Consider the following 25,090-nt stretch of genomic DNA (forward strand, 5'->3'; position numbering starts at 1 on the left):
GGGCAGAATTGGGTTTCGACAATCTGTCCAGTTTGCTACGGGAGCGCTGTGAACGCGGGAATTCCGGTCCGATGGGTACTGTCCCAACCCGAGCTCGGGCTCGTACTCAAAGGCGGCGGTGACGGGCTCGGACGCTCCATCACGCTCGCACTCACCTCCGAACTCACCGATGCACAGCAGTGGCTCTCGGGCGGGGAGCTGGTGCTCACCACCGGAATGGGGTTGCCGCTCAGTCGCGCGGACCGGTTGCGGTACCTCGAAGACCTCGATCGAGCCGGGGTCGCCGGAGTCGGATTCGGCATCGGGCTCTCCCACGAAACCGTACCCGAGGACCTGGTCGAAACCGCCGATCGGCTCGGGCTACCGCTGTTCGAAGTACCGCTGCCGACGCCCTTCGGTGTGATCACCAAGAAGGTCATGCAGCGGCTCGCCGAGCAGGAGTACGAGAAGGTGCTGCGCGCCTCCCGGGCCCAGCCGCGCATGACCCGGGCCGCCATTCAAGGTGTGCGAGCGGTAATCAAGGAGCTGTCCGCCGCGCTGTCGGCCACCGTGCTCGTGGTCGGCTCGGATGGTGCGATCGCCGAGGCTCATCCGCGGCAGCCCGCCGCCGAGATAGTCGACCGCATCACCGAATTCCTCACCACCCGCAGCGACGGCGCAGGCAGTGGTGTCATCCAGCTGCCGTCCAGGCAATACATTGTGCTGCAAGCCATTACCGCCGGACAGACCGTGCACGGGCACCTCGCCGTGGTCACCACGACCGCCCTCAGCTCCGTTGATCAGGTCCTGCTGGGGCACGCCAGCTCCCTGCTCGCCCTCGACTTCGAGAAACCCGCCCGCCTGCGAATCGCTCAGAACCGCTTGAACTCCCAGGCCATGGCCATGCTCCTGGACGAACCCGGCGACCCCGACACCATGTGGCAACACCTCGCCACCGCCGCCGACCGCACCGGTCGCATCCGGGCCCTCGTGCTCTGGTGCGCGTCTCCGTCCGATGCCGGCCAGGCCCTGAAAACCGTTGACACCCAGCTGCATCCGATGAACCGCCAACTCTTCGCCCATCTGGCAGGCGACCGCGTCGCCATCCTGCTCCCGGGCTCCGACAACGACGAAACAGCCGAACAACTATTGGTCGGCCTGCCCGCGGAGGTACGCGCCACCACCCGTGCCGGACTCAGCGCCCCACATCTGTTGCGCCGCTTCAACGCCGCCATAGAACACGCCGAATTAGCCTCCTCCGCAGCCGTACCCGGCGCCCGCCCACTCGAACTCGCCGCCCTCGCCGGCCACGCCCTCCTGGCCTTCCCCGAAGCCCAACGCGTCCTGACCGCGGTCTCCGAAGCCATGCTTCAACCCCTGGTCGACTACGACGAACGCCACGGCACCGACCTGATCGCCTCCCTCCGCGCCTACCTCGAAGCCCACGGCCAATGGGAAACCGCCGCAACAGCTCTCGGCGTCCACCGCCACACCCTGCGCAGCCGAATAGCGAAAATCGAATCAGTCCTGGGCGTGCAATTGGACCAAGCCCTGGTGCGCGCGGAACTCCTGCTGGCGGTAGTCGCTCACCGCTGACCTGGCGACAAGGCGCCAAAGACGAAGAACCAAAAGACATGGACGCGCGATCACCAGGAGTTCACGTCCCCCACCCATTGCGTGCCGCGGACACCAGTTCCTGGTCGACGCTCAATCCCCCGACGCGCGCCTGATCGTCCAGCCTGCCCGCCTTTCGCGAGCGTGCACCTGTGGCGGCGATACCGGCATATCGCCGCCGTGGGTGCACACTCGCGGGTGTGCTCAGCTTGCGGCTGTGGCTAGCTCCGCGTTCACTACGCAGAGGCGGGCGATATCGACTGTGCCGGAGCGGCGTAGCTGGGATACCAGGTCGATCAGGCGTAGGGCGGTGGGGGATTCCTTCCATGCGGTGACGTGGGCGCGGGCCGAATCGCCGGGGGCGGCTTCGGATAGGACCGTGGCTACCAGGGTGTGCCAGCGGGATTGGAGTTCGTCTGCCAGGACCGCGGCGGCCAGGGTTTCCCAGTGGTCGGAGGTGCGGGTGGTGGCGAAAGTTGTTGCCAGCCAATCCAGGCCGATCAGTTCGCCGAGTTCGCGGTAGGTCTGGGCGACCAGGGCTACCGGGAGATCGGTGCGGCGGGCGGTATCGCTGAGGGGCAGGGCCTGGGAGAGCAGGCGTAGGTTGGCCAGATCGCGGCCGGAGTGCCCGCCGGGGCGGGGGAGGACGGCGCTCAGTTCGGCGACAAGGGTTGCGTGGCGGTCGATTTCGGCGGACCACGAGTCGGCGGCGCGATGGGTGAGCAGCCATGCCGTGGCTTGTTCCACCGCATCCTGGATGCCCTTGAGGACGCCCATGCGGACCTGCGGGGAGACGCCCGGCATGGCGAGAGCCTCACGCCACCAGCGGTCCACATCCAGCACTTCGTCAACTACGGTGCAGGCCAGGACAATCTGCGGGGTGCCCGCACCGAGGCGCTCCTCCAGGCGGTGGATCATGCCGGGGCCGACCCGGTTGATCACCTGGTTGGCGGCCGCCACGGCGACGATTTCGCGCGCTACCGGATGCTCGTGCAGCAGACGCTCGCCCAGCAGGGTGCGAATACGTTCCGGGAAGTAGCCCGCCAGAGTACCGGCCACGACCGGGTCGTTCAGGGCATCCGAGGCCAGCAGCTCGTCTCGCACCAGGTTTTTGGACGTGGCCAGCAGAACCGCGATCTCGGGGCGTACCAGGCCCTTGCCCGCGCGGCGGCGAGCGGCGAGTTCCGCTGTGGTGGGCAGGAATTCGGCCGACCGGTCGAGATCTGTTGCCTGCTCCAGGTTTTCGATCAGGCGGCCGTGCCGGTCGATGAGGAAGGGGGCGTGCGCCTCGGCCAGGCTGATGGCCAGGGCCTGTCGATCGCAGTCGGCCAGGACCGCGCGGGCCACGGCATCGGCATTGGCGGCGAGCAGCTTATTGCGCTCGGCGACCGTCGAAAGGCCCTCCGCCACCGCGGCATCCAGGGCGATCTTGAGATTCACCTCGCGGTCGGAGGTGGCGACACCCGCGGCATTGTCGATGAAATCGGCGTTCACCTTGCCGCCCGCCACCGCGAATTCGATGCGTGCCTGCTGGGTGAGGCCCAGATTGCCGCCTTCACCGATCACTCGGCAGCGCAGCTGGTCGGCGGTGACGCGGACTTCGTCATTGGACGGGTCGGCGACCTCCGAATCGAGTTCGCCGTGTGCTCGCACATAGGTGCCGATGCCGCCATTGAAGAGCAGATCGACCTCCGCGCTCAGCATGGCCTGAATCAGTTCCGGCGCAGGCAATTCCGTGGCGGTGATGCCCAGGCGCGAGCGCACCTGTGGCGACAGTGGCACCGACTTCGCGGTGCGCGGCCAGACGCCACCACCCTCGGAGATGAGCGCTCGATCGTAATCGGCCCAGCTGCTGCGCTCCAGGGCTGCCAGACGGGTGCGCTCCTTGTGCGAGAGCACCGGGTCCGGATCCGGGTCCAGGAAGATATGCCGGTGGTCGAAGGCGGCGACCAAACGGATGCAATCGGTCTCCAACATGCCATTGCCGAACACGTCACCCGACATATCGCCGATACCGGAAACCGTGAACGGCTGCACCTCCGGATCGATACCGAGCTCGGCGAAGTGCTGACGGATCGAACGCCACGTACCACGCGCGGTAATGCCCAGCGCCTTATGGTCGTAACCCGTCGAACCGCCCGAGGCGAAGGCATCGCCCAGCCAGAAACCACGTGCCACCGCAATGGAATTCGCCAGATCCGAGAACCGCGCCGTGCCCTTGTCGGCGGCCACCACCAGATAGGAATCCGGGTCGTCGTAGACCACCGTCCGCGGGGGAGTCTTGATGACGCCCTCGACAATATTGTCGGTGACATCCAGCAGGCCGCCGATGAACGCCGCATACGCGTACTCGACCGACGCCGGATCGGTGACACCGCCGCGCACCACGAACGCGCCCTTCGCGCCCATGGGGACGATCACCGAATTCTTCACCGTCTGGGTCTTCATCAGACCCAGCACCTCGGTGCGGAAATCATCCACGCGATCCGACCAGCGCAGGCCGCCGCGCGCGATTACGCCGCCGCGCACGTGACTGCCCTCGACGCGGGTCGAATGCACGAAGATCTCGCGGTACGGGGTGATCGGGCCGGACAGCGAGAGCCGCACCGGATCGATTTTGAACGCGGCCACCGCGCGACCCGGCTGAAACCAGTTGGTGCGCAATACCGCAGCGCAGAACGTGTACAGGCCGCGCAGCAGTTGATCTTCGGGCAGTGTGGTCGCGGCCTCCAAGCGGCGGCGCACCTCCGACTCCGCGGCATCGACCAGCTCGGTGCGATCCGCGTGCGTCGGATCGAAGCGAGCGTGGAACAGTGCCACGAATGCGCGCACGAAATCCGAATGCGCGGTGAGGATTTCGGCGATCGTCGGACCGCCCAGGCGCAAACCCGCCTGCCGCAGATAACGGCAGGCCGCGCGCACCAGCACCACATCACGCCATGGCAGCGCGGCGGAGGCGGTCAAGCTGGTGAAACCGTCGATCTCGAACTCGCCCTCCGCCGCGGCGAGGAACGCCTCGGCGAGCAGTCGCGCCATCGGCTCGGTGAGCTCGAAAGCGGTGGGGCGGAACGTGAATCGGTGCTCGGTGCGTAGGCCGTCACCGCTCACCTCATGGGTGGTGACATGTAGTCCCAGTGCGGAAAAGATCTCGATCAGCTCGGTCAGCGACGCGGGAGCGCCCTGCCAGACCAGCCTTGCGCCGGGCGGCTGCGAACCAGGATCGAATTCGAGCCGCGGCGCGACCTCCATCCGATCCTCGTCCAGCATGCCGACGGCTGCTCCGAGATGCATCTGACTCAACTCCCTGTGCGTGACCTTATGGTGTGGCAGTTAATCTGCCGCAAAGAGACGCAGGACACAGTGGACAAACCGGAGCGTGGAAGGGAGTGGGTTGCGCCGGATCGTCTATAGGCGGCCACGAACGTGCACTCCGGGCGGGTTTATGCCGGATTCGCCGCCATAGGTGCACGCTCACGGGCCGAGTCCGGCGCTGGTGCGCGGAACTCGGCCGGAGTGCGGGCCGGGTCAGCCGCGATAGCGGCGGTGATCGGTGGCGAAATCATCGGCCACGGTGGCCGCCAACTCCACATACGCGCGCTTGGTGTCCTTCTCCAGGCGGGTCAGGTCGATCTCCGCGCCCTCACCGAGATGCGAGTCGTACGGAATGATGTGCACCGCGCGGCAACGCGACAGGAAGTAATCGCGGAGCTGATTGATCCCCACCGTCGCCGCACCCGGACGCGGCAGATTGATCACCACCACCGCATTGCGCACCAGATGATCGTGGCCGTGCAGCGACAACCAATCCAGTGTGGCCGCGGCACTGCGCGCGCCGTCGATCGCCGACGACGAGATCAACACCAGCGAATGCGCCAGATCCAGCACACCCGCCATGGCCGAATGCATAAGTCCCGTACCGCAATCGGTCAGGATGATGTTGTAGAAGCGCTGCAGAACTCGTGCCACACTCCGGTACTCGTCCTCGCTGAACGCCTCCGACGCCGCCGGATCACGTTCACTCGCAAGCACTTCCAGGCGACTACCCGCCTGCGAGGTATGCCGGCGCACATCCGAATACCGCTGAATGCTCGGATCCAGCAACAGATCCCGCACCGTCGACCGCGTCTGCAACGGCACCCGCTGCGAGAGCGTCCCGAAGTCCGGATTCGCATCCACCGCGATCACCCGGTCCCCGCGAATCGACGAGAAGATCGACCCCAACCCCATGGTGGTCGTGGTCTTACCCACCCCGCCCTTCAGCGACAACACCGCGATCCGGTAATCCCCGCGCACCGGCTGCCGAATCCTGGCCACCAACTCCTGCAGCCGCCGCTCCTCAGCCGACAACCCCGGATTGATCGCCCCACCCGAAACATGGTGCACAGCCCGGCGCCACCCCGACCCCGGAGCCTTCTTCGCTCGCCGCAACGGCACATCATCCAATGAGGGCAAAGGCTGCCCCTGCCGCCCCACCCCGAACTGCAAAGGCGCCGCGGGCGGAACATACCCACCCGGCTGCCCCTGCCCAGCAGGATTGGCCTGCCCCTGCCCATACGGCCCAGGTTGCTGCCCACCCCCATAGGGATTGGCCTGCTGCCCGTTGGGATGTGAGCCGGGCTGCGGCCCTTCGGGATATGAGCCGGGCTGCTGCCCTTGCGATCCCGGTTGCTGCGCCTGCCCATTCGGACTGGGCTGTCCCTGTCCGTACTGGCCAGGCTGCTGCCCATCGCCATACTGGCCGGGCTGCTGCCCGCGTCCAGCGGCGTCCGGCTGCCGCGCACCCCAATTCGCTTGTCCGGCAACGTTGCCAGGCTGTTCCGCCCCGGTCGAGCTCGTCTCGGCGCCGCCGGGAAGTTGAGTTCCCCTGCCTACCTGCCCCGGCATAGGGTTGCCGGGCTGCTGTCCGGGGCCACCATTCACCTGCCCGGCCTGACCGCCGCTCGGCTGCTGCGCGGCACCCCAAATGGGCTGCCCCGCATCACGGTTCACGCCTGGAAGTTGATTCGCGACCGAGCCGGGTGCACCCTGCGCGGGCGTGTCATTGCTCGCCGCGGCAGCGCTGGTTGAAGCCGACGCCCCACTCGTCGAGCTGGATCCGCCCGAATTCGCCGCGCCATCCCCGTTTTCACCCGGCGCCGGGTTCTGCTGCCACGTATTCGACCCCGACATAAGCGGATTCGGAGACCAATTGGCCCCGGGTACCCGAGTCGACCCGAGCGGTGACCGCGCCGAACCACCCTGCTGCGGCGTCGCCGGTGCACCTTGCGGCGGGGCATATGAGCCCTGGTTCCAAGTGGCCATTCCGGGTCCACCCGGCGGCGTGCCGATCGGGAATCCGCCCGTATGCGCCCCCTGATGTCCGGGCCCAACGGGGCCGGACGTTTGTCCTTGCTGCGCGGCCGCAGGCGCAGGCCCCTGCGCCTGGGGTGTAAAGCCGTGCGGCTGGGGCACGGACTCATGTGGATGAGGTGTGGACTGGTGAGGCTGAGCTGTGGAGCTGTGCGGCTGGGGTGCGGAACCCTGTGGCGAAGAGGGGAACCCGTGTGTACCGGGCGCGCCGGTATGAGGTGCGGGCGCGGGCGCGGCCGGAGCTTGTGACGGCGGCGCCATCCACTGCCGCCCATCGCTCGGCGGCGCTACCGGAGCCGGTCCCTGCTGGCCGCCACGCGGTCCGTACGGCCCCGCCTGTGAATCACCCTGCCCCGGAATGGGTCCCGGTCGCTGCGGCAGTAGTCCATCCATCGCCCGATGGCGCCCGGTATTGATTCCGAGATCTCGGTCCGAGGCCCAGTCTCCGGAGCCACCCGCCGCCGAACCCGACTGCGCCCCTTGCCCCGCGCCCGCGGAGCCGGATTGTTCGCCGGTCCGCGGCTCAGGAGTCCCACCAATCGGGGCGGGCGGAGTATCGCCCACCGAACCGAGACTCGGATCGGGCAATCCGCCCGGCCGAGCATCTCGTCCGGCCCCCTGCGCAGCCTCAGCTGTCGCCGATTCTGGCGCAGCAGAAGGACTTTCACTCACCGCAGGAGAAAGGGGCACGCGAACAGTCATGTCGGCCGAGTTGCCGGACTGATCGGCTCCACCGGTCGGCCCAGTACTGGAATCGCCCTGTCCCACTGGCGAATTCGCAGAACCGGCCCCGCACGGGGCCGCGAGAATGTCATCGACAGGCGTACCGGGCATCGGGAACGCAGGAGGCACAGCGCCGCCCAGCCCCGGATCGGAAGAACTATCGCCGGAACTCTGAGACGGCGAAGGCGGCAACGAAGGAACCCCGGGCGGCGGCGTCACCGAATCAGCCGCACCCACACCGGTCTTCGCGCTCCGCCACGGCGGATCGGGTAGCGTCGGCCGCCGACCATCCGCCGACAGACCGAGCGGATCCTGCTGCGACCCTCGTGCTGCTTCCGAACTCTGTGCTGCCGCAGAGTCGCCAGGCGACGGCGGCAGCGGCGGATTGGCTCGCGAATCCTCGAACCCTCCCTGCGGGCCGGCATACGGATTCTGCTGCGACACATCAGAAGTAGGCGGAACCCGGCGCGCCTCAGCGGCCGAACTCGCCGCCCCCGGCAACTGTGCCTCTCCGTTCGAACCCTGCTGCGGCGCAACCGGATTGGACTGTCCATTGGCAGGCGGAGCATCCGGAAGGGCCGGCCGCGACAGAGCGGGGTCGTTCGGCGACGGCGGCAGTGGCGGGTTGGCTCGCGAATCCCCAGCCTGGCTCCGCGGGGCGGAGTGCGGGTTCGGCTGCGGCGGGTCGGACAGAGGCGGCAGTCGCCGCGCCCCGGGTGATGACGTCGGTGAGTCCGGAAGTGGGCGCTGCGCAAGGGGATCCGGCTGGGCGACGTGTGTCGGTGAGTCCGGGATGTGTGGCTTCGGCGGAGCGCTCGGGGCGGGCGTCGGCGGCGAATCGAAACGCGTCGTGGCATCCGCGCTCTGCGGGGCGAGGTGCGGATTCGGCTGCGGGACGTCGGGAATGAGTGGGACGCGCGTCGGGGGCGTGAGTGGTCCGGAGGCCGGCCCCTGAGCGTGAGGGTCGGGCCGCGGACCCTGCCGTTGCGCGCCTTGCTGTGGTGCGTCTGGGAGCGGCGGGTTGGAGCCGGCGTGGGGGGCTGGGGGGAGGGGGGTTGAGGGGCGGGGCTGTCCGAAGGACGGCTGGGGTGCGCCGCGGTGTGCGTCTGGGGCAGGTGGGGCGGCGAAACGTGCTCCGGGGGTGGGCTGTTCGGGCGTGGGGCCGGGAGACTGGGGCAGGTCTGGGGGCGAGGGCAGATCAGTCGCGGGGCCGTAGGCGGGTGGGGTTGACTGCGGAACTCGTTGCGCCTCAGCGGCTGCGGAGTGCGGGCCCTGCTGGACGCCGGGCATGCTCGGGGCTCGCTGCGCATCGGGCGAGGAGGGGGCTCGCTGCGCGTCGGGTGTCGAAGGGGCGCGCTGCGCGTTGGGGGCGACGGGGTTTCGGTGCGCGTCGGGGGCGGACGGGCCGCGCTGCGCTTCCGGGGAAGGGGGTTGGGGGGTGATGGGGGGTGCGGCTAGTTGGGGGTCGCCGGAGGTGGACCAGGGTTGGCGGGTGGGGGTGGGGTCCTGGTCGGAGGTGGTGTCCTTGCGGGATTTGCGGCGGCCGAAGAGGCGGCGGGGGGACTTTTCCTCGGGGATGAGGTCGTCGTGGGGGAGGTTCTCCACGGGGGCTTCGTAGCCGGCCTGGGAGACGTCGCTCTCGGACAGCCATGGTGGGAGCATGGGGAGGCCGTCGTTGTTGCGGCTCACGTCAACCCCCGTGTGTGCTTGAGCGGTCTGGTAGGACAGGCCGTAGTTTAGCGATCTTCCCCCGGGCCGCGCTCCGGCCTTGGTGAGCTCGCACCCACCCAGCTTGGCGGCAACGCTACCCATTCGGTTGTGCGGTGGCCGCGCGCCCGTCCCGTTCGGGCACCGGCTGCCCGCCCCGGAGCGGGTTTCCGCCCACTTGGAACAGGGCGTATTTGGCCGCATCTGGGGAAACGGGTAGGCTTGGTCGGCGGTGCACCTACCTGCTGGCTGTGGCATGCCCACGGCCGCGTCGAAGGAAGTATTGCACCGGGTCCACTGCAGTGCACGACTAACTTCAGGGGACGAAAGACGTGATGAGCTCGAACCAACCAGGTTCAGCCTGAAACGGGATCGCGGAGGATATGGCGAAGAAGGAAGGGGCCATCGAGGTCGAGGGCCGGGTTATCGAACCATTGCCCAATGCGATGTTCCGGATTGAGCTGGAGAACGGTCACAAGGTTCTCGCGCACATCAGCGGCAAGATGCGGCAGCACTACATCCGTATTCTGCCCGAGGATCGCGTCGTCGTGGAGCTGTCGCCCTACGACTTGACCCGCGGTCGGATCGTCTACCGCTACAAGTGATTTCCCTCGGGGGACGCTAGATTTCCGGGGCTTCGTGCTCCGGGTCTTCCCCGGCCATTTCGGGCCGGGGAAAAACTGTGTTCACGGCCAGTGAGCACACGGAACCAGATTGGATCTGACGTGAAGGTCAACCCCAGCGTCAAGCCGATCTGCGAGAAGTGCAAGGTGATCCGCCGTCACGGTCGGGTCATGGTGATCTGCGAGAACCTGCGCCACAAGCAGCGTCAGGGCTGATCTCGGCCTCGTGCCGGATCGCCGGAGGCAACTCCGGTCGCTCACCAGCCAAGCACCGAACGCGATTCGGATTGGCAGACACAAAGAAGTAACTCCCAACGCCAGTCGCCGTTGTCGAGCCCTGTAGAGGGCGGATGGCGGCCTTCCCCCGGTACGGAGGCCGGGGCCCCACTACGCGGGGACGGCCAGGGAGCAGACCTCCGCAACCATTAAGGAAATGCCACATGGCACGTCTGATGGGCGTCGATCTCCCGCGCGAAAAGCGCATGGAGATCGCGCTGACCTACATCTTCGGCATTGGTCGCACCCGCGCCAAGGAGATCCTGGAAGGCACCGGCGTCAGCCCGGACCTGCGTTCCAAGGACCTCACCGATGAGCAGCTCACGGTTCTGCGTGACTTCATCGAAAGCTCCGCTCTGAAGGTGGAAGGCGACCTGCGCCGCGAGGTTCAGGCCGACATCCGTCGCAAGATCGAGATCGGCTGCTACCAGGGCCTGCGTCACCGTCGTGGCCTGCCCGTGCGTGGCCAGCGGACCAAGACCAACGCCCGCACGCGCAAGGGTCCGAAGAAGACCGTCGCCGGCAAGAAGAAGTAGGGATAGCGCATGCCTCCGAAGAGCCGGGCCTCGGGCCCGAAGAAGACTCAGAAGTCGCGTCGCCGGGATAAGAAGAACGTCCCGCACGGCCACGCGCACATCAAGAGCACGTTCAACAACACCATCGTGTCGATCACCGATCCGGCCGGAAACGTCATCTCTTGGGCGTCCTCGGGCCACGTCGGCTTCAAGGGTTCGCGTAAGTCGACCCCGTTCGCCGCGCAGCTCGCCGCCGAGAACGCTGCCCGCAAGGCGCAGGAGCACGGCGTCAAGAAGGTCGACGTGTTCGTGAAGGGCCCAGGTTCGGGCCGCGAGACCGCGATCCGTTCGCTCCAGGCCGCTGGCCTGGAGGTCGGCACGATCTCCGATGTCACCCCGCAGCCGCACAACGGCTGCCGTCCGCCCAAGCGGCGTCGCGTCTAAGCGGGAAGGAAAAGGTACAGAACAATGGCTCGTTATACAGGCCCCATTACCCGCAAGTCGCGTCGTCTGCGTGTCGACCTCGTCGGAGGCGACCAGGCGTTCGAGCGTCGTCCTTACCCGCCCGGCCAGCACGGCCGCGCGCGGATCAAGGAATCCGAGTACCTCATGCAGCTGCAGGAGAAGCAGAAGGCTCGCTTCTCGTACGGCGTCATGGAGAAGCAGTTCCGCAAGTACTACGAAGAGGCGAACCGTCAGAAGGGTAAGACCGGCGACAACCTGCTGCGTCTGCTCGAGACCCGTCTGGACAACGTCGTGTACCGCGCCGGTCTGGCCCGTACCCGTCGTCAGGCTCGTCAGCTCGTCAGCCACGGCCACCTCGTGGTCAACGGCGTGAAGGTCGACGTCCCCAGCTTCTCGGTTTCTCAGTACGACATCATCGATGTCAAGGGGAAGTCGCTGGGCACCCTGCCGTTCCAGGTTGCGCGCGAAACCGTTGGTGACCGCCCGGTTCCGGGTTGGCTCCAGGTCGTTCCCGGCCGTCTTCGCATTCTGGTGCACCAGCTCCCCGAGCGTGCGCAGATCGATGTTCCGCTGCAGGAACAGCTGATCGTCGAGTTCTACTCGAAGTAATAGGGGCGCTAACGCGCCGCTGGTGGATGACCACTTGTGGGGGCCTCGCCCCCACACCCCCGGAAGGGGGATTCGGGAGCCTGGCTCCCGAGCCCCCAAAAGGGTTGTGGTTCTTCACATTTCCAGTCGTGAGCGTCAAATAGCGGACGCTCGAAGGAGGAGAAATCCATGCTGATTTCACAGCGACCGACACTGACCGAAGAGGTTGTGTCCGAGAACCGGTCGCGGTTCACCATCGAACCGCTGGAGCCGGGTTTCGGTTACACCCTCGGCAACTCGCTGCGCCGCACGCTGCTGTCCTCGATCCCGGGGGCTGCCGTTACGAGCATTCGTATCGACGGCGTGCTGCACGAGTTCACCACGGTTCCGGGCGTGAAGGAAGATGTCACCGACATCATCCTGAACCTCAAGGGCCTGGTTGTCTCGTCCGAAGAGGACGAGCCGGTCACCATGTACGTCCGCAAGCAGGGCCCGGGCACCGTCACCGGTGGGGACATCGTTCCCCCGGCCGGCGTGACCGTGCACAACCCGGACATGCACATCGCGACCCTGAACGACAAGGGCAAGCTGGAGATCGAGCTCGTTGTCGAGCGCGGTCGCGGCTACGTTCCTGCCGTGCAGAACAAGGCGTCGGGTGCGGAAATCGGCCGGATCCCGGTGGATTCGATCTACTCGCCGGTTCTGAAGGTGACCTACAAGGTCGAGGCGACTCGTGTCGAGCAGCGCACCGACTTCGACCGGCTCATCCTGGATGTCGAGACCAAGAACTCGATTTCCGCTCGGGATGCGCTGGCGTCGGCGGGTAAGACCCTGGTCGAACTGTTCGGTCTCGCTCGCGAGCTGAACGTCGAGGCCGAGGGCATCGAGATCGGCCCGAGCCCGGCCGAGGCGGACCACATCGCCTCGTTCGGTCTGCCGATCGAGGACCTCGATCTGACCGTGCGGTCGTACAACTGCCTCAAGCGCGAGGGAGTGCACACCGTCGGCGAGCTGGTCGCCCGCACCGAATCGGATCTGCTGGATATCCGTAACTTCGGCCAGAAGTCCATCGACGAGGTCAAGGTCAAGCTGCATTCGCTTGGTCTGTCCCTCAAGGACTCCCCGGCCTCCTTCGATCCGTCCTCCGTCGTCGGTTACGACGCGGCGAGCGGCACCTGGAGCGACAGCGGTTCGTTCAGCGACACCGACAGCGGCGAGCAGGACTACGCCGAGACCGAACAGCTTTAGGCCGGATGGGGCGGGCGCCCCGACGGTCTTAGACACAGGAGATTCCAATGCCCAAGCCCAAGAAGGGTGCTCGCTTCGGCGGGTCGGCGTCGCACCAGAAGGCGATCTTCGCCAACCTGGCGACGGCGCTCTTCGAGCACGGTCGCATCACGACCACCGAGTCCAAGGCCAAGGCGCTGCGCCCCTACGCCGAGAAGCTTGTCACCAAGGCGAAGGCCGGCACCCTTGCCGACCGTCGCGAGGTGATGAAGGTGATCCGCGCCAAGGACGTCGTGCACTCCCTGTTCGCGGAGATCGGCCCGTCGTTCGAGGGTCGTGAGGGTGGCTACACCCGCATCATCAAGACCATCCCGCGCAAGGGTGACAACGCTCCGATGGCGATCATCGAGCTGGTCCGCGAGAAGACCGTGACCAACGAGGCCGATCGCGCCCGTCGCGTCGCGGCTTCGCAGCAGGCTGTCGCCGAGACCCCGGCCGTCGAGGCCGAGGTCGAAGACGCCAAGGTCGAGGATTCCGCTGAGGCTCCGGCCGCCGAGGCCAAGGCCGACGCTGCCGAGTAAGGCCCTCCCCGCATTGCGGGGGTGAGCCCAAGGAAGACTAGTCTTCCCCGTTCCATGAGGAAGCCCGCCGTCCCCTCCGGGTCGGCGGGCTTCCTTCATGTTAACCAGGAGATCGCTGTGACCGTGGAGGATCAGGCGCCGGAGCCGGTTTCGGTTCGGGTACGGCTCGACATCAGCTATGACGGCACCGACTTCACCGGCTGGGCTCGCCAGCCCGGCCTGCGCACCGTGCAGGGCGTCCTCGAAGAGTCGCTGAGCAAGGTGCGGCGGGAGCCGATTCAGCTGACCGTGGCCGGGCGCACCGATGCCGGTGTGCATGCCGAAGGCCAGGTCGCGCACTTCGATACGCACGGTGAGCTGGACGGTCCGCGGCTGGTGCACCGGTTGGCGCGGTTTCTCCCGAAAGACGTGCGCGTCAAGGATGTTCGGCCGGTACCACCGGAGTTCGACGCCCGGTTCTCCGCCATCCGGCGGCATTACGCGTATCGCCTCACCACCGCGCCGTATGGCGCTGACCCATTGCAGGCCAGGCAAATTGTGCCTTGCCGACCGGGTGTGGATCTGGATGCCATGGCGGCCGCCTCCCGGAAGCTGTTGGGGTTGCACGATTTCGCGGCCTTCTGTCGCCGCCGGGAAGGCGCGACCACCATTCGCGAACTGCAGCGCTTCGATTGGGAGCGCGAGGGTGAGCTGCTCACCGCGTATGTCTCCGCCGACGCGTTCTGCTGGTCCATGGTGCGCAGTCTGGTCGGCGCGGTGCTCGCGGTGGGCGAGGGGCGGCGCACGCCGGAGTGGGTCGGCGGTTTGCTCAACGAACGTGAGCGGGCCAGTGCGGTCACCGTCGCGCCCGCACACGGGCTCAGCCTGATCGCCGTCGACTATCCGGCGGACGCGGAGCTGGCCGCGCGTAATGCGGAGACGCGCGAGGTGCGTACCGTACCGAATAGTGAAGGCTGCTGCGGTGATTGACGCCGTGGCGCCGGATACCGCGATGCTCGAGCTCGGCCATGGAGGGGGAATCGCAGGGTGGCGGACGATGTCGAGTCGCCACCGGTAGTCCGGCAGATCGCGGTCCGGTCGGGGCCGGAGTTGTCCCGTCCGCAGGCCTTCGAGCGCTGGGAAGCGCAGATGATCGAAACCTACTTCCCGCTCGCCGTTCCGCCGCTGTCCGAGGGCGAGTTCCACGGCCGGATCACGCATGGGCGCTACGGCGAGATCGATGTGACCCAGGTCGGCTCCAGCCCGCAGCAGGTGAGCCTGACCGACTCCCTCATCGCCGCCGCCGATGACGAATATCTGCTGGCCAGCATCGGTATCAAGGGCCGCGGCCTGCTGCATCTCGATGGTGCGACCGCCGCGCTCGGGCCCGGGGACATGGTGTTCTTCGGCAGCAGCCGGCGACTGCGCTGGGATTTCGACAGCACCTGGGACAAGACCGTGCTGCAGGTGCCGGTCGGTCTGTTGCGCGAGCACGGCGGGATCACCCTCGAAGATGTGCCGCTCTGTCGCACCATTACGGCGGACAGCGTGGCGGGTGTGGTCGCCCGGTTCTTTCTCGATCTGGCCCGGCTACAGCGCGAAAATGCCGAGCATGCAGCGCTTTTGGCGGAGTCCGCGTTGGATCTGCTGGTGGCGGCGGCGCGGTCGGCGGGTGGCTTGCCGCGGCCGCCGGCGGGCGAGGGCGGGTACTCCGCGGAGGCTTTCGATCGCCGTCAGGTGCTGGAGTACATGCGCGCGCGGTGCACCGACCCGGCCTTCACCGTGGATCGGATCGCGCAGGGCTGCATGCTTTCCCGGCGCACGCTGTACCGCATCTTCGACGGTATGGCGGAGGGGCCCGCGGCGGTGCTGTGGCGAATGCGGGTCGAGCATGCGCGCGGGTTGCTCGCGAGGTCGGAGCTACCCGTTGCGGTGGTAGCCGCCGGGTCGGGTTTTCGGGCGGAGAGTCACTTCTTCCGGGTGTTCCGGGAGCTGACCGGGCTGACTCCGGGCGAGTACCGGGCATCCTGCGGAACGGGTGCGTGACACGGGATCACCCCGATTTTCGTGTCGCGCGGCCGTCTTGTCGAATTCCGCTTCGGCAGAGGATAATTCGGTGCCTACTTGGATTCGCAGCGATGCGTTCGCATTCCGTACGCGGAATGCGAGCCACATGAATCCTCATGTCCGCCCTGGAGATTCATGTCGCGGATGGCAATCTGCGGCGTGGTTGAACGCCGCGACAGGCGCACAAGTGTTCGGGACCACGGTGAAATTCCGGCATGAGGTCCGAAAGTTGAAATATGTGAAGTGATTTCGACTTTCACTCCGCCCAATGGTGCGACAATCGGCCGATGAGCGGCGGCTTGGAACCCGCAGTGGTGGAGGTGCGGTCCATGCCCGAGGTCTCCGAACAGGAGACCTTCGAGCAGTGGGAGGCGGTGGTGGCGCAGGCCTACGTGCCGCTGGTGGTCACGCCGGTGCGATCCGGTGACTTCCGGGCCCGAATAGTGCAGTCCCGGTTCGATGATATGGATGTTTCGACCGTGAGCGCGAGCGGTCAGCACATCACCCGCATACCCCGGCTGATCCACGAACCCGATGAGCCGATCCTGTTCGCCACGGTGACCACCCACGGCCGCGGCTGGCTGTCGCAGGACGGTCGCGTCGGTGAGATGGCCGATGGCGGTCTCATGCTGCACGTGAGTTCGCGGCCCTTCACCGCGCACTTCGATCAGCATTGGGGTGTGGTGGCGGTGCAGGTGCCGCTGTCTCAGGTGGTGGGTGCGTCCGGGGTCGCCTCGGATCGGTTGCCGACGGCGGTGCGTTTCCCACCGGAGGGTGCGGCCGGGATTGTCGGCCGATTCTTCTGCGGCCTGGCGCAATTGCAGTACACCGCACCGGAGCAGGCGGCGGTGCTGGCGCGGCACGGCACCGGTTTGCTGGCCTCGGTGGTGCAGTTGGCGGCGGGGGAGGTCTCACATGACGAACCGGGGCAGGCGCTCACCAAACAGCAGGCGCTGGCATACATTCAGCAACACTATGCCGATCCGGGGTTGACGGTGGATCGAGTGGCCGCGGCCTGCGCGGTCTCGCGGCGGACGCTGTATCGGCTGTTCGAGGATGGTGGGGAGGGGCTGGCGGTCTTGCTGCGGCGCATGCGGATCGAGCGCGCGCTCGCATTGATCCGGACAGATCCGACAAGACCGCTGCTCTCCATCGCGCGGGCCGCCGGATTCGTCTCCGAGCGTCAGTTCTATCGCGCGTTCAAACGCGAAATCGGAATGACACCGGGCGAATTCCGCACTGCGCATGCCTGATTCGCGGATTGCGGGTCTCGGATCGGTGCATTGTGTGCGATGTAGTGTCGAACCGGCCTGACGCCAGAAGTCAGTGACTTGGCACGCCAGGACAGTCACGCCGGGGCAACCGGTGTGAATACTTGTGGGGGCACCCGGTTTACGCCGGTGACAGCCCCGGGCCAAATCGCTTTCCCAGTGCACGCGACGGTCTCCTCGTTCGATTGTGCCTCGAGGCGCCGCGCCGCTTGTATGTCCGGCGCAGTCGTCGATGATGCCGACGGCCCAGGTCGAGCGATGCGGAGACGCCGCCCGGTCGTTGTCGAGCCGCCGACGACCGGGTAGGCGTACTGCCCGGAATCATCTGGTAATTGGTCCGTTTCGCCGGGTTCAAACAGCTGCAATAGGGTTTGCTGGAGCCCGGGGGATGGGATGATGGCGGAGTGGGAAACGCGGCAACCGCCAGCACCGAGGTCTGCTCGAGCTCGGATACCTCGGCGCGCCAGGCGTTCGAGAAGTGGGAGGCCATCGTCTCCGACGCTGTGCTGCCCAGTTCCATCGAGCCGCTGGCCACCGGTCACTGGCACGGAAAAGTAAGCACCACCCAGTTCGATCGCTCCAGTTTCACCCTGATGTCCGCCAGCGCCCAGCGCGTTATGCGCACCCGGCGGCAGATCGAACAGGCCAGTGCCGAGTTCCTGCTGGTGAATATTGTTGTGGAGGGCTCGAACTGGACCGAGCAGAACGGGCGGGTGGCCGATACGCCCGCCGGTTCCATCGTCTTCTTCGACAGCGCGCGTCCACTGGACAGTCGCACCACCGATAACGCGGTATCGGCGATCGTGCGCGCGCCCATGCATCTGGTGCTGGAGCACGCCGGTCTGGTGCGCGATGAACTACCACTGGCCACGCCGATGCCGACCACCGGTGCGCTCGGTGTGGTGGCGACCTTCTTCCGTGGGCTGGCCGAGTTGCCGCCCGATGAAACCACCCAGGCCGCAACGGTTCTGGACTCCGAGATCGCCGGCATGCTCTCCTCGGCGGTGTTGCTGGCCACCGGGCGCAGTTCGCCCGCCCCCTCGGATTCGCTGTACACGCGGCAGCAGGTGCTGGCGTATCTCCGTAAGCGCTATACCGATCCGGAGCTCACGGTGGACGAGGTGGCGCATGCCTGTCTGGTCTCGCGGCGCACGCTGTATCGACTGTGCGAGGGTTTCGGCGGTCCGGCGGCACTGGTGCGGCGGATGCGGGTGGAGCACGCCCGGCGGCTGCTGCGCGCCGACCTGAATCGTCCGCTGGCGGCGGTCGCGGCGGCCTCCGGATTCGCCACCGACCGGCACTTCTACCGCGCCTTCCGGGATGAAACAGGGCAGACGCCAGGCCAATTCCGGGCGCAATTGGACCCAGGCACATCACGTCGGTAGCTCGGCACAGGATGTCGCTGCACGCGACAGTCGTTCGGCGAAGGGTGATGGCACAGATCATCCCCAGCGTCGAAGGGAGCCGAGGTGCCGACGAAGGTGCGGGTCGCGGCCGTCCAGGCCGAACCGCGGTGGCTGGATCTGCGGGCGGGCGTCCAGCAGGCCATCGAACTCATCGAATCGGCGGCGGCCGGGGGCGCGCAACTGGTGGCGTTCCCGGAGACCTTCCTGCCCGGGTATCCGTGGTGGCTATGGTTGGATTCGGTGAGCTGGGGGCAGGGTTTCTTCGCCCGCTACCGCACCAACTCATTGACCGTGGGGCGCACCGAGTTCCGCCGCATCGCCGATGCCGCGCGTAAGCATCGTATCCATGTGCTGCTCGGCTTCAGTGAGCGCTGCGGGAGTGCGCTGTACATGTCGCAGTGCCTCATCGACGATCGGGGCGTACTGGCCGGGGTGCGCCGCAAGCCGGAGCTGACACCCCTCGAGCACCGGATCTTCCGCTGCGGCGAGATCACCGAACCGTATGTGTTCCGCACCGATATCGGCCGGATCAGCGTGCAGGGCGGCTCGGAGCAGTTGCATCTGCCCGCGCGCCGGGAGCTGGAACGCACCGGCGCACAGGTGCATATCGTGTCGTGGCCCGGGTTCATCATCGCCCGGGATGTGGATTGGGGTGTGCGGGTGAACAATGCGGCCACGCTCTGGTACGCGGTGGTCGGCAATCTGAATGTGATCGCGGCGTGTTCGGTGATGGATGTGGCCGGTAGTGAGAGTCGGCGCGGCGGTATGGAACCGGCCAAGCAGCTGGTGCGCGGCCCAGGCGGGCATTCGCGAATTTACGCGCCGGGCGGTGCGGAGTTGGCGGCTCCGCTGAACGGTCACGAACAGGGAATCCTGTACGCGGACTTGGAGTTGGATCTGAGTTGCGAGTCCGCTGCTTAGCACTTTCTCCGAGCATGGGCGCCGCGATTCGCCAATCGGGGGCCTCGGTGATTTTCGGCTATTGGCCGTGCGTTGGTGAATCTGACACACTGCCCGGTATTCGGCCGGGCAGAGGCCGTCGATGGTTGTCGAGGGATGGGGAGTGGAGCGGTTCGGGGAAGTCAATCGGGTCGAGGTGCGATCCGGATCGGAAGCGTCGTCGGTGGAGGCTTTCGAGCGCTGGGAAGCGCATGTGAGTGCGGCATATGTGCCCCTTGCGGTTTCACCGATGCCCAACGGGCTCTTTCGCGGGCATATCGAGCATGCGCGATATGGCGACATGGACCTCACGGTGGTGGGATCGACGCCGCAACTGATCCACCGCACCGGTCGACTGATTGCGCGAACCGAAGACGAGTTCCTTCTCGCAAGCATTCCGCTTTCCGGTAGTGCGCGATTGCGTCAGGATGATCGAGTAGCGGATGTGCGGCCCGGCGGGATCGTGTTCTATGACACGACGCGGCCGTACGAGTGGGAATTCGGCGAGGATTGGGAGCAGGTCGTTCTCCAGGTGCCGTTGAGCAAGCTGCGTGAGCGCTACGGCGTGATCGACGCGGATGTGCCTACCGCTACCCACTTTTCGAGTGAAAGCGCGCCCGGCGTCGTCGCGCAATTCTTCCGGGGTGTGGCGGGATTGCGCCGCAATGATCCGGGCGGTGCGGCGCTGTTGGCCGAACCGGGGATGGATCTGCTGGCCGCGGCGGTGGTGGCGGCCTCGGGCGGGGTGCCGCGGGATCAGTCCGCGGATGCGCTGAATCGGCAGCGGGTGCTGAGCTTCATGCGTGACAACTGCGCGGATCCGGATCTCGGAGTTGATCGAATCGCAGAAGGTTGCCGAATGTCCCGGCGTACCCTCTATCGGGTGTTCGCTGAGTTCGAGGGGGGTCCGGGAGCGGTACTGCGGCGCATGCGAATCGAGCGTTCCTGCGAGTTATTGCGTACCGCACCGCAGTTGCCGCTGTCCGCGGTGGCGAAGGCCTCGGGTTTCCTCACCGAGCGTAGCTTCTATCGTTCCTTCCGAACGGAAATGGGCACGACACCTGGATCATTTCGTACATTGCCATGAACTGTTTATTGCTATAAACACCGCAGTGGCATGAACAGTCCGTAAAGCGGCACACTCGGCCATGGTGTGTACTCGCGCCATTGGCAAGCATCGAATTCCATGAGGGAAATGGGATGAGACGAACGGTGCGAGTGGCGGCGATCCAGGCCGAGCCGAAATGGCTGCGGTTATCGGAGGGAGTCGAGCAGGCTGTCGAGCTGATCGGCGTCGCTGCCGCAGCGGGGGCTCGCCTGGTCGCATTCCCCGAGACCTTCCTACCCGGCTTTCCCTGGTGGTGCTGGGTGGATTCCAATCAGTGGAACGTCGAATACTCGACCCGCTGCCGGGAGAATTCCATGACCCGCGACGGCGCCGAAATGCGCCGAATCACCGCTGCCGCAAGGGATCACGGCGTGCATGTGGTCATCGGATTCGGTGAACGGCAGGATCGCCGAATCTATATGGCACAGGCCGTAATCGATGACAATGGCGAGATGGTTTCGGTTCGCCGCAAGGCCGGGCTGAACAGTATCGAACGCAAGGTATTCGCCTCGGGCACACCGAATCTCCCGACCGTGCAACACGGCGACATCGGGAAGGTGGGTGCGCTGTCGGGGCAGGAGAATCAGCGCCCGCTGCTCACCCGTGCGCTGCGCGCCGACGAGGAGGAGATTCACGTCGCCGCGTGGCCCGGCCATCCCGAAGGTGATGCCCCGGGCCCGGATTCGGCCGCCACGGTGAGCCGCATGTACGCGCTCGAAGCGAGCGCGTATGTCGTCGCGCCGTGTGCGGTGGTGGGCAATGCCGCGTGGGATCGCCGTGCACCGCAGACCAATCGCAGCACCGGGCAGGCCCGGATCTATGCCGCGGGTGGCACCGAGGTCGTCACGCCGCTCACCGAGGGCGTGGAGGGCATTCTGTACGCCGATCTGGAGATCGGGTCGATGGCGCCGGATCTGCGCGAGATGGATCTGGCACCGCGGCCCCGGACCCGTCGGGGGCAGCAGGCTGCGCGTACCGCACCGGCGCGGCGGCTGGGTACGGATCGCTGGGCGGTGCCGGTCATTCGCGGGGAGGGTCCGGACGGTCTCGCTGCCTGCTGAGCCGGTATGCAAACCGTATGGTCTGTCCGATCATTCGGTGCGAAGATCACCGGTGTGAGCCACTCGCGCGGGATGCGGCTCGATCATGCGCGAAATATGTTGCGCGAGCCCGGTTTCCGCTCGCTGTCCACGATCGCCGGAGCGTCCGGATTCGCCGACGAGCGCAACTTCTACCGGGTCTTCCGTCAGGAAGTGGGTATGACCCCGAGTGAATTCCGGGCGGAATCGGCGTGAGCGGTTCGGATCAGGAGCGGACCAGGCGGGCGATGGCGTCGGTGGCTTCCTTGATCTTGGCCTCGGCCTCCGGGCCACCCGCGACGGCGGCGTCCACGACGCAGTGGCTGATGTGATCCTCGAGCAGGCCCATGGCGACCGCCTGCAGGGCCTTGGTCATGGCCGAGACCTGGGTGAGGATGTCGATGCAGTACTTCTCCTCCTCGACCATGCGCTGCAGGCCGCGGGCCTGACCTTCGATGCGGCGCAGGCGTTTGAGGTAGTCGTCCTTGGCGGTGATGTAGCCGTGCGAGGCGTGGTCGTGGCCGGACCGGTCGGTCCCGGTCGCGGCGGCGGATTCGGTTGTGGCGGTCTGTTCGCTGGTCACCGACGGTTTCCTCACTCCCGGCATCAATACCCCCCTAGGGTACATGCTCCGATCCGGTAGCACCACTCGTGCGCGGATGAGCGAGAATCGGGGCCATGAGTTCGGATCCTCGGGCCACGCTGGCCATTATCGGCGGTAGCGGGTTCTACGACTTCTTCGGTGACGATGCCACCACGGTGGAGCTCGAGACGCCCTACGGTGCGCCGAGCGCGCCCGTCACCATCGGGCAGGTGGAGGGCCGGTCGGTCGCCTTCCTGCCCCGGCACGGGCGCAAGCACGAGTACTCCCCGCACACCGTGCCCTACCGCGCCAATATGTGGGCGCTGCGCACGCTCGGTGTGCGCCGCATCTTCGGTCCCTGCGCGGTCGGCAGTCTGCGCGCCGACTGGGGGCCGGGCACCGTGGCCGTCCCGGATCAGTTGGTGGACCGCACCTCCGGGCGCGAGCAGACCTTCTACGACGCGGGCGGCGTGCACGTCTCCTTCGCCGACCCGTACTGCGCGGACCTGCGCGGTGCGGCCATCGCGGCGGCCGGGACTGAACTGCCCATGAAGGATCACGGCACCATGGTCGTGGTGCAGGGGCCGCGCTTCTCCACCCGCGCCGAGAGCCAGTGGTTCGCCGGGCTCGGCTGGGAACTGGTCAATATGACCGGGCACCCCGAGGCCGTGCTCGCCCGTGAGCTCGAAATGTGCTACTCCGCAATCGCTCTCGTCACCGACCTGGACGCGGGCGTCGAGTCCGGGCACGGCGTCAGCGCGGTGGATGTCTTCGCCGAATTCGAGCGCAATCTGGTGCCGTTCAAGGCCATGGTCGGCCGTGCCATCGCCGCCGTCGAAGGTGACGACACCTGCGCTGCCTGCCGGGTGCTCACCGGCACCGGCGTGCAGCTGCCGTTCGAGCTGCCGTAGTCGGCCGTCGCAACGTTCCGCGCCGCGCGGCGAAATCACCAGCTCACCGGCCCGGTCCGCACTCGTGGACCGGGCCTTGCCCATTCCGCGCGGCGCGCCCGCGCGGGCCGTCGCCTAGGCTGGAACGCATGAGCGAAGGCGGACCGCATGCCGACCGGACGCGAGTACTGCTGACCGGGGCGGCGGGCTATATCGGCTCCCATGTGCATCGCGCGCTACTGGCCGCCGGGCACGAGGTGATCGCCGTCGACAATTTCCTGGACTCCGTGCACGGCATCAATCCCACTGTCCCCGAAGGCGTTTCCCGCGTCGATATTCGCAATCCCGACGCGATCGAGCCGCTGTTGCGCGGTGTCGACGTGGTGTGCCACCTGGCTGCTGCCGTTCCCGTACCGGACCTACCGGGCAATACCCCGGGGCGGTGGGTGCCCCCGCGACCCGTCTCCGGCCGGGCCGATACGCCGGATGGACCGGAGCGGCCGGACGCCGCCCGGGTTCCGGACGAGTTGGCCCCGGAGGCCGGAGAGAGCGATCGGCCCGCCGGATACGGGGCATTGCGCGCGGCGGGTGGCGTGGAACCCGGTGGGCACGTGAATACTTCGGCCGGACGGCGCGAGGATGTCGGGCACGGGGCCGGACCCTGCGTGCGCGAACCGGTGGACGGTGCCCGGGAATCGGCGCGCACCGGACCCCTCGAAATGCAGCGGGCCGCCGTCTACGCCACGCACAATGACGCCGGAACGGCGGTGCTGCTGGCCGCCATGGAGCGGGCCGGGGTGCGGCGGCTGGTGCTCGCCTCGTCGGTGGCGGTATATGGCGAGGGGCGCTATCGGGCGGGGCGGCAGGGGCCGTTCTTTCCCGGGTTACGGCGGCGATCCGATCTGGATCGCGGGTTGTTCGATCATCGCGCGCCGCGTACCGGGGACCTGTTGACCTGGGAATCGCTGGGCGAGGATGCGCCGCTGCGGCCGCGAAGCGCTTATGCGGCAAGTAAAGTCGCGCAGGAGCATTACGCGCTGGCCTGGGTGGCCAGCACCGGATCGGCGGCGACCGTACTGCGGTACCACTACGTGTACGGCCCGGCCGTGCAGGACGGGCGGCTGGTACGGTCGGCGGAATCCGGTGTGGTGGCACGATTCCGGGCCGAACTGCTGGCGGGGCGGTCGCCGCGGGTCTTCGAAGATGGCGGGCAGGTAAGGGATTTCGTGCATGTGCGTGATGTCGCGGCGGCCACGGTCGCGGCGGTGGACCGGCGGCTGGCCGGATTCGTGCCGTTGAATATCGCCTCGGGGCAGCCGCTCACACTGTGGGAGGTGGCATCGACCATGGCCAAGGCGCTGGACGGACCCGCGCCCTTGGTGACGGGACAGTATCGGATCACCGATATCCGGCATCTGGTCGCCAATCCCGAACGGGCCTGGCACGCACTGGAATTCACCGCGCGCACCGGTCCCGGCGCGGGCCTGTCCGGTTATGCCACCGCGTCGGCCGGGCGCTAGCCGGAATCACGGCGGTCGCGGCATAGGCTCGGCGGGTGAGCACTCCACTGCGGCTAGAGGTAATCGTGGCCAGTGTGCGACCGCAGCGGTTCGCGCCGGTGGTCGCGGACTGGTTCCTGCGGGCGGCGCGGGCGGATGGGCAATTCGAGGTGGGGGTCATCGATCTGATCGAGACACCGCTGCCGCTGGATCTGAGCGAGACGCCGGAGTCTCGGGCGTACTGCGAAAGGATCGCCACCGCAGACGCTTTCGTGGTCGTCACCTCCGAGTACAACCACGGGTATCCGGCGTCGTTGAAGACCGCGCTCGATACCGCCAAACGGGAGTGGCGGGCCAAGCCGATCGGGTTCGTCAGCTACGGCGGGCTCTCGGGTGGTCTGCGGGCCGTCGAGCAGTTACGGCAGGTGGTGGCCGAAATACATATGGTGTCGATTCGGGAGACCGTCAGTTTTCATGAGGCCAAGCGGAGATTCGACCGGGCCGGGGAGACCCAGGATGGTGCCGCCATCGACGCCGCTGCCCGCCTGCTGCGTCAACTCGGTTGGTGGGGACGGACTTTGCGCGAGGCGCGGGCGGTGGATCCCTACCCCGGCTGACCGTG

The 25,090-nt window shown here is 67.0% G+C and carries 23 protein-coding genes; 20 read left to right on the top strand and 3 right to left on the bottom strand.

Going from position 1 to position 25,090, the window contains the following annotated elements:
• The first annotated feature begins 48 nt into the window (after nt 1-48).
• Nucleotides 49-1,575, top strand: a complete 1,527-nt coding sequence (locus GFY24_RS14755; RefSeq protein WP_309230858.1) for a PucR family transcriptional regulator — start codon at nt 49-51, stop codon at nt 1,573-1,575.
• Nucleotides 1,576-1,797: 222 nt separating this feature from the next.
• Here GFY24_RS14755 and GFY24_RS14760 read toward each other — a convergent pair whose 3' ends face one another.
• Nucleotides 1,798-4,884: an NAD-glutamate dehydrogenase domain-containing protein gene (locus tag GFY24_RS14760; RefSeq protein WP_153805631.1), complete on the bottom strand. Its 3,087-nt coding sequence runs from the start codon at nt 4,882-4,884 to the stop codon at nt 1,798-1,800.
• 234 nt (nt 4,885-5,118) lie between these two features.
• Nucleotides 5,119-6,045, bottom strand: coding sequence for a MinD/ParA family protein (locus GFY24_RS43715; RefSeq protein WP_375336051.1), 927 nt, complete (start codon nt 6,043-6,045; stop codon nt 5,119-5,121).
• A gap of 201 nt (nt 6,046-6,246) precedes the next feature.
• On the opposite strand from GFY24_RS43715, the gene GFY24_RS43720 reads away from it, so the two are divergent.
• From GFY24_RS43720 to GFY24_RS14845, 16 genes are all read left to right on the top strand, one after another.
• Nucleotides 6,247-6,660, top strand: coding sequence for a hypothetical protein (locus tag GFY24_RS43720; protein WP_153805632.1), 414 nt, complete (start codon nt 6,247-6,249; stop codon nt 6,658-6,660).
• A 3,095-nt stretch (nt 6,661-9,755) separates the two neighbouring features.
• Nucleotides 9,756-9,977, top strand: coding sequence for a translation initiation factor IF-1 (gene infA, locus GFY24_RS14775; RefSeq protein WP_040804562.1), 222 nt, complete (start codon nt 9,756-9,758; stop codon nt 9,975-9,977).
• A gap of 120 nt (nt 9,978-10,097) precedes the next feature.
• Nucleotides 10,098-10,211, top strand: a complete 114-nt coding sequence (gene rpmJ, locus GFY24_RS14780) for a 50S ribosomal protein L36 (RefSeq protein WP_067561702.1) — start codon at nt 10,098-10,100, stop codon at nt 10,209-10,211.
• A gap of 224 nt (nt 10,212-10,435) precedes the next feature.
• Nucleotides 10,436-10,807 (top strand): 30S ribosomal protein S13, encoded by a 372-nt coding sequence (rpsM, locus tag GFY24_RS14785; RefSeq protein WP_153805634.1) that lies wholly within the window; start codon nt 10,436-10,438, stop codon nt 10,805-10,807.
• Nucleotides 10,808-10,816: 9 nt separating this feature from the next.
• Nucleotides 10,817-11,230 (top strand): 30S ribosomal protein S11, encoded by a 414-nt coding sequence (gene rpsK, locus GFY24_RS14790; RefSeq protein WP_153805635.1) that lies wholly within the window; start codon nt 10,817-10,819, stop codon nt 11,228-11,230.
• Between the two features lie 24 nt (nt 11,231-11,254).
• Entirely contained in the window at nt 11,255-11,860 is a 606-nt protein-coding gene (gene rpsD / locus GFY24_RS14795) for a 30S ribosomal protein S4 (protein ID WP_153805636.1), read from the top strand.
• A gap of 168 nt (nt 11,861-12,028) precedes the next feature.
• Nucleotides 12,029-13,087 carry a DNA-directed RNA polymerase subunit alpha gene (locus GFY24_RS14800; RefSeq protein WP_067561714.1) on the top strand — a complete coding sequence of 353 codons (1,059 nt, stop codon included), beginning with the start codon at nt 12,029-12,031 and terminating at the stop codon, nt 13,085-13,087.
• Nucleotides 13,088-13,134: 47 nt separating this feature from the next.
• Nucleotides 13,135-13,647 (top strand): 50S ribosomal protein L17, encoded by a 513-nt coding sequence (gene rplQ / locus GFY24_RS14805; protein ID WP_153805637.1) that lies wholly within the window; start codon nt 13,135-13,137, stop codon nt 13,645-13,647.
• 117 nt (nt 13,648-13,764) lie between these two features.
• The gene (gene truA / locus GFY24_RS14810) at nt 13,765-14,616 is read left to right on the top strand and encodes a tRNA pseudouridine(38-40) synthase TruA (RefSeq protein WP_309230860.1); all 852 of its coding nucleotides are present in this window, start codon (nt 13,765-13,767) and stop codon (nt 14,614-14,616) included.
• A 57-nt stretch (nt 14,617-14,673) separates the two neighbouring features.
• Nucleotides 14,674-15,672 (top strand): helix-turn-helix domain-containing protein, encoded by a 999-nt coding sequence (locus tag GFY24_RS14815; protein WP_153805639.1) that lies wholly within the window; start codon nt 14,674-14,676, stop codon nt 15,670-15,672.
• A gap of 308 nt (nt 15,673-15,980) precedes the next feature.
• Entirely contained in the window at nt 15,981-16,946 is a 966-nt protein-coding gene (locus tag GFY24_RS14820; RefSeq protein WP_153805640.1) for a helix-turn-helix domain-containing protein, read from the top strand.
• Between the two features lie 422 nt (nt 16,947-17,368).
• Nucleotides 17,369-18,349: an AraC family transcriptional regulator gene (locus GFY24_RS14825; RefSeq protein ID WP_194852876.1), complete on the top strand. Its 981-nt coding sequence runs from the start codon at nt 17,369-17,371 to the stop codon at nt 18,347-18,349.
• A gap of 84 nt (nt 18,350-18,433) precedes the next feature.
• Complete coding sequence (locus GFY24_RS14830) at nt 18,434-19,291, top strand: nitrilase-related carbon-nitrogen hydrolase (RefSeq protein ID WP_153805642.1); 858 nt, start codon at nt 18,434-18,436, stop codon at nt 19,289-19,291.
• 121 nt (nt 19,292-19,412) lie between these two features.
• Nucleotides 19,413-20,396, top strand: coding sequence for an AraC family transcriptional regulator (locus tag GFY24_RS14835; RefSeq protein WP_153805643.1), 984 nt, complete (start codon nt 19,413-19,415; stop codon nt 20,394-20,396).
• A gap of 113 nt (nt 20,397-20,509) precedes the next feature.
• Nucleotides 20,510-21,478: a nitrilase-related carbon-nitrogen hydrolase gene (locus GFY24_RS14840; protein ID WP_153805644.1), complete on the top strand. Its 969-nt coding sequence runs from the start codon at nt 20,510-20,512 to the stop codon at nt 21,476-21,478.
• Nucleotides 21,479-21,532: 54 nt separating this feature from the next.
• On the top strand, nt 21,533-21,712 hold the full coding sequence (locus GFY24_RS14845; protein WP_194852877.1) for a helix-turn-helix domain-containing protein: 180 nt from the start codon (nt 21,533-21,535) through the stop codon (nt 21,710-21,712).
• Between the two features lie 10 nt (nt 21,713-21,722).
• On the opposite strand, the gene GFY24_RS14850 is transcribed toward GFY24_RS14845, so the two are convergent.
• On the bottom strand, nt 21,723-22,079 hold the full coding sequence (locus GFY24_RS14850; RefSeq protein WP_309230861.1) for a metal-sensitive transcriptional regulator: 357 nt from the start codon (nt 22,077-22,079) through the stop codon (nt 21,723-21,725).
• Nucleotides 22,080-22,174: 95 nt separating this feature from the next.
• Between GFY24_RS14850 and GFY24_RS14855 the strand changes: the two genes are divergently transcribed.
• The 3 genes from GFY24_RS14855 to GFY24_RS14870 all read left to right on the top strand — a co-directional run bounded on the left by GFY24_RS14855 (nt 22,175) and on the right by GFY24_RS14870 (nt 25,085).
• The gene (locus tag GFY24_RS14855) at nt 22,175-22,990 is read left to right on the top strand and encodes an S-methyl-5'-thioadenosine phosphorylase (protein WP_153805646.1); all 816 of its coding nucleotides are present in this window, start codon (nt 22,175-22,177) and stop codon (nt 22,988-22,990) included.
• A gap of 128 nt (nt 22,991-23,118) precedes the next feature.
• Entirely contained in the window at nt 23,119-24,489 is a 1,371-nt protein-coding gene (locus GFY24_RS41990) for an NAD(P)-dependent oxidoreductase (RefSeq protein ID WP_228566333.1), read from the top strand.
• Between the two features lie 35 nt (nt 24,490-24,524).
• Nucleotides 24,525-25,085 (top strand): NAD(P)H-dependent oxidoreductase, encoded by a 561-nt coding sequence (locus GFY24_RS14870; RefSeq protein ID WP_309230862.1) that lies wholly within the window; start codon nt 24,525-24,527, stop codon nt 25,083-25,085.
• Nucleotides 25,086-25,090: the final 5 nt, after the last annotated feature.

The sequence above is a fragment of the Nocardia sp. SYP-A9097 genome (assembly GCF_009649815.1).
In the GTDB taxonomy this organism is placed as follows: domain Bacteria; phylum Actinomycetota; class Actinomycetes; order Mycobacteriales; family Mycobacteriaceae; genus Nocardia.